This is a genomic window from Donghicola sp., from assembly GCF_025210255.1.
Classification (GTDB): domain Bacteria; phylum Pseudomonadota; class Alphaproteobacteria; order Rhodobacterales; family Rhodobacteraceae; genus Donghicola; species Donghicola eburneus.
Genome location: NZ_JAOARZ010000031.1, coordinates 1 through 8,294, shown reverse-complemented (window position 1 = coordinate 8,294; position 8,294 = coordinate 1). Strand labels below are relative to the sequence as shown.

Sequence of the window (8,294 nt, the reverse complement as noted above, 5' to 3'; positions counted from 1 at the left end):
TCCAATGCTTGCTTAGATCTGGCAAATTTCAGATAACAGGTTCAAGCCTAAGGAGAAGCCGATGCGCGCGCGTATTTTTCAGCCAGCCAAAACCGCCATGTCTTCGGGGCAGGGCAAGACGAAAATCTGGATGTTGGAATTCGCCCCGCAAAGCGCGCGTGAGGTTGATCCGCTGATGGGGTGGACATCCTCCAGCGATACCCAGAGCCAGGTGCGCCTGCGCTTTGACAGCAAAGAAGCGGCGATGGCCTATGCAAAGGAACACGGAATTGACGCCGATGTTCTTGAACCCAACAAGCGCAAGGCCAATGTCCGCGCCCGCGGCTATGCGGAAAACTTTGCCGTGGATCGCCGTTCCGCCTGGACACACTGATCATGTAAATCGGGGCAAAGTTGTCTCGAAATAGGGGCAAGGATCCCGCGAAGCTGAGCTTCGATCAAGATATAGGGTGCCCAATGGGTGCCCATACTATTTCTGGGATTGCGGAATCTGTAGGGTGCTTCTGCGGCTGAATACCGCTTCAGCCTCATCCCGCCTGCCGAACCGCCGCGAAATTCTCCATCGCTGCGCCGAGGTTCTCGAGGATTTCCTCGAGAAGAATGTCGGGTTCCGGCAAACTGTCGAGATCGGTCATGGAGCTGTCCTTGAGCCAGAACACATCCAGACTGGCCTTGCCGCGCGACAGCAGCTATAGGCCCGCCAACGCCCATCAGGGGGGCCCTCGCTCCAGGTTGCCGTGCGTTCATGCCTGTTCGCCGGATTGTAGCAGGCGATAAAGTCCTCAAGGTGGGCATAGGTCATCGGCTTTTGCTTGAGCGTGCGATGCACGTTCGTCCGATAATCATAGAACCAGACCGGCGAGGTCTGCGGCTCCTTGCTGGCACTGCGATTGTCGAAGAAGATGACGTTCGCCTTGACCCCTTGTGCGTAAAAAATCCCTGTCGGCAGCCGCAAGATCGTATGCAGATCGGTGTTCTGCAGCAGCTTGCGGCGTATCGTTTCGCCCGCGCCGCCCTCGAACAGCACATTGTCCGGCACCACGATCGCGGCGCGCCCAGTGGTCTTCAGCATGGTGCGGATGTGCTGAACGAAATTCAGCTGCTTGTTGGACGTCGTGGCCCAGAAATCCTGTCGGTTAAAGGTCAGGTCCTCGGTTTCCTGCTCCCCTTCGGCATTCGTGAAGGTCATGGAGCTTTTCTTGCCGAAGGGCGGGTTTGCCAGAACCAGATCAACCGTGTCCGACGGCGACGAGATCAAAGCATCCGCCGGGGATACGCTCGGCTCACCCGCCATTTCCCCGATGCCATGCAGGAACATATTCATTAGGCAAAGCCTGCGCATTCCGGCCACGATCTCGTTCCCATGGAACGTGCCGTTCTTCAGAAATTCCTTTTGTTTGCGGTCAAGCGCGTAATTTGCCGGGTCCGTCAGGAAATCATGAGCCGCCAAGAAGAAGCCGCCCGTGCCGCAGGCCGGGTCGGCAATGGTCTTGCCGGGTTCCGGACGGACGCATTCCACCATCGCCTGAATGAGCGAGCGGGGCGTGAAATACTGCCCCGCACCGGATTTGGTGTCCTCCGCATTGCGCTCCAGAAGGCCCTCGTAGATGTCTCCCTTCACGTCGGCGTCCAGCACGATCCATTTGGTGCCATCGACCATGGCAATCAGCCGGAACAGCTTGGCGGGATCCCTTGAGATCCATCACCGATCACAAACCGAAATCCCAGAAGAACAGCACGGGAACCACCCGACCGCCATGCGGATCGGGACCGGGATACCTGTGCCTTGAGGCAAGACAGAATGACTGACGAACTGAATAGCACTTCCAACTCCGCGCCCTCGACGGAAACGGTCAAGGAAGCTTCCCCTTCTCTCCGTTTCGGGGAGAACGTCGAGCTTGAAGAATACACGATGACCTTGGGCGATCAGCTGCCGCCGCAGGAACCACGCCGTCGCGGCGAGCTGCTGCCAAGCCGGGCGAAGCGGCCGATCCCCAGATCGTCCAAAAAGCACTTCGTCGGCCAGCTGGTGTTCAATCGCGGGGAGCACCGTCAGCGCCTCGGCTTCGCCAGCTTGTACGAGCATAATGCTGCGCTCTGTTTCATCTATCGCCCTGATTTTCTGGACATCGAGGAACAGCTGGCGTCGCTGCCCTTCGTTCTGCCCAACGGCACGAAATCGGAGCATTTCTTCGATTTCAGGGTGACGTTCAGAGGCGGTCGCCGGGTCTGTATCTCGGTCAAGCCCGAGCGGATCGCCCAGACTTACGAATATCGCGCGAAGATGGACTGCATACGGCAAGCCGCGATCGGCAATATCTGCGATGACGTGCGCACGGTGACAGAGCGCAATATCGACCCGGTCGAGCTGCATAACGCCAAACTGTTTCACTCCGCACGTGATGCGGACGCCGAAATGGATGCGCGTGTCATTGCGGCGCTGCAGATGGTCACGTCTCCGGTCCGAATTGGGAAGTTCCTCGCCGAAACCGGCCTCGAGGGGAAGGGCTTTCGCAGCGTCGCGCGCGCAATCCGGTTTGGTCAGGCCAAGCTGTTCAATCGTGAAAAGATCACAGGTCGGAGCTTGATCATCCGCGGGGAGGCGTCCTGATGGCGGCTCCCTTCAAGAAGAATACCAAGATCCTCCTTGAAAACGGCTGCGATTTCCAGCTCACCTTGCGCAAGGGGCGTGTCCTCGAATTGCGACCGGAAGGCTATTTTGTCTTTTGGGAGCCGTGGACCGATCCTGAAAGCGGTGAGTGCCACGAGAGCACTGCCGGTATCTACGGCTATGATGCCATTGTCACCGACAACAATTATGGGGTTCTGAAGATCCTCAAGCGCCCGTTGGCTCAACCGACGGCGAGCGACCGCATCCGTCGCAGCGAACGTGTTCTGGTGGAGGTCGCGCGTCAGAGGTTCCGCAAGCAATATGTCCTCGCCATCCAGGACATGCTCGACCGGGGCAAACTTGACCCTGTTCGGGACGACTTCTGCGCAAAGATCGTCACGATCAACGCGAGCGGAGGTCAGCGATACCGCGAATACCTGGCAGCGTTATCGATGCGGGAAGCAAAGCGAGGCGGCACCAAGGTTCAGAAGACCAAGAAGGAACATCAGCGCGCCGTCGAATTCCATCAGGGATTCAAATGCGGGCACACCATGTGGAAATGGTATTGGACATGGCGGATCGACGGGGATGACGGCCTGTTCGATCAATACCGTAACTGCGGTCGCTACAAGCGGTACAACGACGCGACCGACAGCTTCATCGAACGCCAACTTGATATGCTTTGGGATCGAGAGAAGCCGACAATCAAGTCCTTCGTCGAAAGCGTGCAGGCCGCGCTCGACGCAGAAAATGAACGAAGGGAGCGGTTGCCTGTGCCCGCGACAAAGCTGCAGCGGCCAGGCTACGTCTACATCAAGAACAAGATCCTAGAGTTGGCGCCGATCGATCATGCGCTGCGCAGGAACAGCCGCGACAAGGCTTATAAAGACCTGCACACGCTTGGCGTGGGGGTCACGACATCCCGCGTGCTGGAAAGGGTCGAGGTCGATGAATACACGGTAGATCTATTCGTGCCCATGTGCGAAACGGGCCTTTTCGATCATCTGCCGGAAACGATCAAGCAGCTGATCGGGCTGGATGGAAAACCCTGCAGGGTCACTCTGTCAGGTGCCATCGATGTCCACACCAGATGTTTCGTGGCCTTGCAGATCGTCCCACAAGGCGTCGAGAGCCCGCTCGCTCGGACCCTCGAGATGATCTACATGGACAAGTCTCCCATCGCGGATGCGGCGGGCTCAAAGTTCCGTTGGACGATGGGAGGTGCTCCTGAAGCCATCGTTTTCGACCGCGGCGACAAGTACATTACAGATGACGCTTATGACATCCTCGCCGATCTCGGGATTGTCCCGCAGGCAAGCCGTGGCTCAAACCCTACATCGAGAGAGTGTTTCGGACGGTTCATATCGACTTGCTGGCACGCTTCTCCGGCAGGGCTTTCAGCAATGTCGTGGAGCGCGGTGAGAACGATGCTGCGGCTCGTGTGACCCTGACGCTGGAGGCTTTCCTGTGCTGGCTCGTACGATGGGTTGTTGATGCGTATCACACCAACGAGCACCCTGCGCATGGCATGTCCCTCGCCAGAGCCTGGGAGAAAGGCTGCAAGGAGTGCCCCCCACGATCCCTGACGAGCGATGAAATGCGTGGTGTTCGGCGTCCGCATGCGCCGCAAGCTGACGCGCAAGGGCGTTCGCGTACGCAACATCGACTACCAGTCCGACGCGCTCATGCACATGTTTCTCAACGATAAAGTGGATGATCTCGAGGTGCTCTGGTGGGACGGCGATATCGGCACCATCTCGGTGCGCGCTGGTATCGGCTCGTGGATGACCGTGTCGGCCTGCGAGGAGCGCTGGATCGGCAAGAGCGAGTTGGAGATGTTGGGCGACCTTGCGGAAGAGGCCGAGGCTGATGACGCGGATCAGGCTGTCATCGACGCGGAACGGCGCGCCCGCCGGGACTGGATCAACGCAGCCAACCGGGAGTCCTATCGCCTCAAGCGCTTGGTGGGACTGATTTCTCTGCCCAAGACGGCGGATGAGCTGGAATACGAGACCCAGCGGTTCACGCGCCATACCGATACCGCCGAACGTCGACACAAGGCGGGTCCGCATCGTCCATTGCTGGGCGACCTCGAAGGCACGGCGCCGACCGACACCACCCCTGCTGCCAATCATGCACAGGAAGATACGACTGCCGATTACCACGTGCAGGCGAATGACAACAATCTCACGATGGAATGACCAGGATGATGACCCAGAACTGCAACCGCAACTGCAACCCCGACCACGATTACCGAGAAGACCGCATGGTTGGCGGCGCGTTACTGGCGCTTCGGCATGGAGGGCGAGTTGGACCACCAGCTGCGCGACCTCTTCGAGATTGACGACGAAGGGGATATGACGGACTGCCCTCGGATCGACCCGCTGACCGGGGAAAGTGGGGGCCTCATGGTGTTGGGAAGGTCCGGGGATGGGAAGACGGCCCTCCTGAAGCGGATGTTGCGCGTGAACCCGGTTCTCACCGAGATGACTGACAAGCAGGAGGGCAACACCCTTTACATCACGGTTCCGCCTGACGCTACCATCAAGAAGCTGGCCGAACTGATCCTGGCGAGGACAGGCTACCTTCGAGTCGATTCCCGGCTGCGATCTTCCGACGCTTGGGAGATGGTCATGCATCGTCTGGCCCTTGTCGGGATCCGGATGATCATCATTGACGAATGTCACCACATCTTTCGACCGGGGGCCGGTCGCGATGTGGCCGGGGCCATCCAGTCTCTGAAGCACATCATGCAGTCTGCGGGCGGCGTTGCCTTGATCATTGCGGGTGTTCCCGGCCTTCGGGATGCCATCCTGTCCGAGCCGTCCGGCGAAACCTTCCGCCGGTTCCAGAAATTGTACTTGGGTAACATCCAGCCGGGCAGCGAGGCGGCGTCTGATTTTTCGACGAACATCGCGTATTCCGCCAAGTTCCTTGGTCTCACCATCCCGGAAGGCAGCGCGCTTGCGGAACGCATCCTGATGGCCAGACATGGCCAGATCGGGCGCAGCGTTGAGCTGGGAAAGAAGATCATGGCGGACGCCATCACTCGCAAACGCACGGAGTTGTCTCTTCCTCGGGCCGAGGCCGTATACCGCAAAAGCTCCAAGTGCAGCGGCATGACCCCGTTTCACTCGGGCGACTGGCAGGACGTACAGCGCGAGCTCTCAGCGATCGGATGGGGGCAGTGACCATGCTTTGGCCGACCTTGCCCTTCGATCCGCAAGAAACCTTGACGTCCTATGCGGACCGTTTGTCCATGTTCCATACCGGCCGCGGGATGGAGCGTCTCTTGCGCGACAACGGGATCAACCTCGAGCATTTCGTCTCGGGGCGCGTGGACGCCGTGACGGGGTTTGGGGAAGCCATCGGTCACCCCGTTGAGGCGATCCGGCGCAATGCCATCCGTGTGTTTCAGCGCGGCGGTGAATTTCGGGGGGAGGCGACGTCGAAATCCTTCCTGCTGCCGCAGGCCAAACGCTACTGCCCCGCCTGCCTTGCTGAAGACGGCGGCCCGACGGACTGGAAGTTTCGCCTGATCTGGGGCTTTCGCCATGTTCAACGGTGTGATCGGCATGGGGTGTGGCTTGCGGCCACAGGCAATGCAGCTGCAAGCTGCCTGCGTATCGCAATGAACGAAATGGTCCTCGGCGAACCGGTGCAAGCGGCTCCCGAACAGGCGTCCTACCTCGATTGGCTGCGGGATCGTCTCGACAGTACCTGCAGCAAAGAGCATCCGTGGCTGAAGGACCAGACGCTCGAACAAGTCCTGACCGCGTCTGAAATGATCGGCGGGGTTCTGCAGCATGGCCACGAGGTCAAGCTGAGCAAACTTTCTCCTGCCGAAACAGAAGAGGCGACGGATATCGGCTTCTCGATCTGCCGCGAGGGCCCGGAGGCAGTCGTTGAAGCGCTGGACACCATCCGGCAGACTTCGCCTGCCAGCGCTGTCCAGGCGGGCACACTGGCGCATTATGGTACTCTGTTCGACTGGCTGGAGCGCCGCAGCAACGCGATCGATCCAGGCCCGATCCGGGATCTCCTGCGCGATCACATCGTGAAGCATTCAGCGGTGGAACCCGGCACCAAGGTGCTCGGGGTGGAGATCAACGAACGCAAGTTCCACACTCTCTACAGCCTGTCGGCTGAGGTCGGGATCGAACGGCCACGCCTGTCCTGCCTCCTGAGAAAGCTTGGCGAGATCCCTGCTGATGCGACAGAGGTCGAAGGCGCCAACATGGTGTTCGAAGCGGCGACTACGGTTCCGCTGATCGAAGCATTCCAGACTGCGATACCGCTGCGCGATGTTCCTGAATACCTTGGTGCAACTAAGAGGCAGATCGAAATCCTCTACCGCGAGGGTTTCGTTCAGCCGCTTGTTCCGAGAACGGATCGCGGCTCGGTTCGACATGTCGTCTTCGGCCGATCGCATCTCGACGGTATTCTGGATCAGATTGCTGGATTGCCGGAAAAGGTCACCTCTGACGATGAGGGCCTGCATCCGATTTCCTATGCCTGCCAGCGTGGGGCAGGATGGTTCGAACGCCTATTTATCGAAATTCTGGAAGGTCGAGTTCCTGCATTTCGAGATCCCACGAAAAAGGGAATCGGATCCATCCGTGTCGAGGTCCGTCCCTTGATCGCGGCGAAATTCGCCGCCTGAAAACCAATCAAAACTTTGGAAAACAAGCTCGCTTCGGCGGGCTTTTCCTTTTTAATTTCAAGGTTTCGCGGGATCTTACCCCGATTTTCGCGGGATCCTTGCTCCCAACCCGAAATGGTGGAAAATAACCAATTGAAATCGCTTGTAATTTTTGGCCGTATGGAAGCAACTTTGCCCCGACTTACAGATCAATCTGAAAAGCGAAACCGGAACAGGCTGCGATTTTCGCGGCCTTTTTCTTTGTCTGCGTGAATTGGCAGGGGGCAAAAAGAAAGGGCCGGTCGCAGTGACCGGCCCTGAATGTGTGCTGTTCAGCAGGGATTATTCATCGCCCATGAACAGATACATGATCGAGCGGAACATCGCGATGAACGAGATGTACAGCTGCAGCGAACCAATGATTGCAGCTTTGTCGAGGAATTCACGTGCCTCATCGCCGCCATGGCTGGCCACTTCGATATAGGTGTTCTTGATATCCTGGGTCGAGGTTGCAGTCAGAACCGCGAAGACACCCAGAATGGCCAGGTTGAAGTACCAGGCAGTGTTGGCGCTCATGCCGCCAAAGAAGAACGAACCGATACCCCAGGCCACGAGACCCCATGTCATCATCGACGCAACCTGACCAATCGGGCCAAGGTTACGCTTGGTCAGATAGCCGGTCAGGCTCAGACCAAGGAAGGCGACAGCCGTGTAAAGTAGACCAGAGATGATCGCGCTCATCGAGAACATGACAAAGATCACCGACAGTGAAACACCGGTCAGGGCTGCATAGCCCCAGAACAGCAGGTTCAGTGTGCTGACGCTGAGCTTGTGCAGGGCAAAGTTCATCACCAGCACAAAGGCCACCGGGCCAAAGATCACTGCGTAAACCACTGGTGAGACCTGCAGAACGCTTTGCAGTGCCGGGCTTTGGGCGACAACATAGGCCAGACCGAATGTCACCAGCAGAGCCGCCGACATCAGGCCATAGACCTTGTTCATATGGGCGCGCAGGCCCTCGTCAAACAGGGCGGCGCGGTC

8 protein-coding genes are annotated in these 8,294 nt (G+C 58.5%); 6 read left to right on the top strand and 2 right to left on the bottom strand.

The window, feature by feature from the left end; translation table 11 throughout:
- The first annotated feature begins 61 nt into the window (after positions 1-61).
- Positions 62-373, top strand: a complete 312-nt coding sequence (locus N4A58_RS15145) for an ETC complex I subunit (RefSeq protein ID WP_293711018.1) — start codon at positions 62-64, stop codon at positions 371-373.
- A 258-nt stretch (positions 374-631) separates the two neighbouring features.
- Here the strand turns inward: N4A58_RS15145 and N4A58_RS15140 are convergent, their stop codons facing one another.
- Complete coding sequence (locus tag N4A58_RS15140; RefSeq protein WP_293711016.1) at positions 632-1,660, bottom strand: N-6 DNA methylase; 1,029 nt, start codon at positions 1,658-1,660, stop codon at positions 632-634.
- A gap of 141 nt (positions 1,661-1,801) precedes the next feature.
- On the opposite strand from N4A58_RS15140, the gene N4A58_RS15135 reads away from it, so the two are divergent.
- The 5 genes from N4A58_RS15135 to N4A58_RS15115 all read left to right on the top strand — a co-directional run bounded on the left by N4A58_RS15135 (position 1,802) and on the right by N4A58_RS15115 (position 7,274).
- Positions 1,802-2,611 (top strand): hypothetical protein, encoded by an 810-nt coding sequence (locus tag N4A58_RS15135; RefSeq protein ID WP_293711014.1) that lies wholly within the window; start codon positions 1,802-1,804, stop codon positions 2,609-2,611.
- Positions 2,611-4,056 carry a hypothetical protein gene (locus tag N4A58_RS15130; RefSeq protein ID WP_293711013.1) on the top strand — a complete coding sequence of 482 codons (1,446 nt, stop codon included), beginning with the start codon at positions 2,611-2,613 and terminating at the stop codon, positions 4,054-4,056. The genes N4A58_RS15135 and N4A58_RS15130 overlap by 1 nt, the downstream gene beginning before the upstream one ends.
- Before the next feature lie 174 nt (positions 4,057-4,230).
- On the top strand, positions 4,231-4,812 hold the full coding sequence (locus N4A58_RS15125; RefSeq protein ID WP_293711011.1) for a Mu transposase C-terminal domain-containing protein: 582 nt from the start codon (positions 4,231-4,233) through the stop codon (positions 4,810-4,812).
- Positions 4,813-4,881: 69 nt separating this feature from the next.
- Complete coding sequence (locus tag N4A58_RS15120) at positions 4,882-5,802, top strand: TniB family NTP-binding protein (RefSeq protein ID WP_293711009.1); 921 nt, start codon at positions 4,882-4,884, stop codon at positions 5,800-5,802.
- 2 nt (positions 5,803-5,804) lie between these two features.
- Positions 5,805-7,274, top strand: a complete 1,470-nt coding sequence (locus N4A58_RS15115) for a TniQ family protein (RefSeq protein ID WP_293711020.1) — start codon at positions 5,805-5,807, stop codon at positions 7,272-7,274.
- Positions 7,275-7,595: 321 nt separating this feature from the next.
- On the opposite strand, the gene N4A58_RS15110 is transcribed toward N4A58_RS15115, so the two are convergent.
- The coding region (locus tag N4A58_RS15110) for a Bax inhibitor-1/YccA family protein (protein ID WP_293711007.1) at positions 7,596-8,294 on the bottom strand (699 nt) is incomplete at its 5' end.

Bases quoted from the DNA above. Each gene is read 5' to 3' on its own strand.
- N4A58_RS15145 (WP_293711018.1), top strand. From the start codon at position 62: ATGCGCGCGCGTATTTTTCAGCCAGCCAAAACCGCCATGTCTTCGGGG.
- N4A58_RS15140 (WP_293711016.1), bottom strand. From the start codon at position 1,660: ATGGTCGATGGCACCAAATGGATCGTGCTGGACGCCGACGTGAAGGGA.
- N4A58_RS15135 (WP_293711014.1), top strand. From the start codon at position 1,802: ATGACTGACGAACTGAATAGCACTTCCAACTCCGCGCCCTCGACGGAA.
- N4A58_RS15130 (WP_293711013.1), top strand. From the start codon at position 2,611: ATGGCGGCTCCCTTCAAGAAGAATACCAAGATCCTCCTTGAAAACGGC.
- N4A58_RS15125 (WP_293711011.1), top strand. From the start codon at position 4,231: ATGCGCCGCAAGCTGACGCGCAAGGGCGTTCGCGTACGCAACATCGAC.
- N4A58_RS15115 (WP_293711020.1), top strand. From the start codon at position 5,805: ATGCTTTGGCCGACCTTGCCCTTCGATCCGCAAGAAACCTTGACGTCC.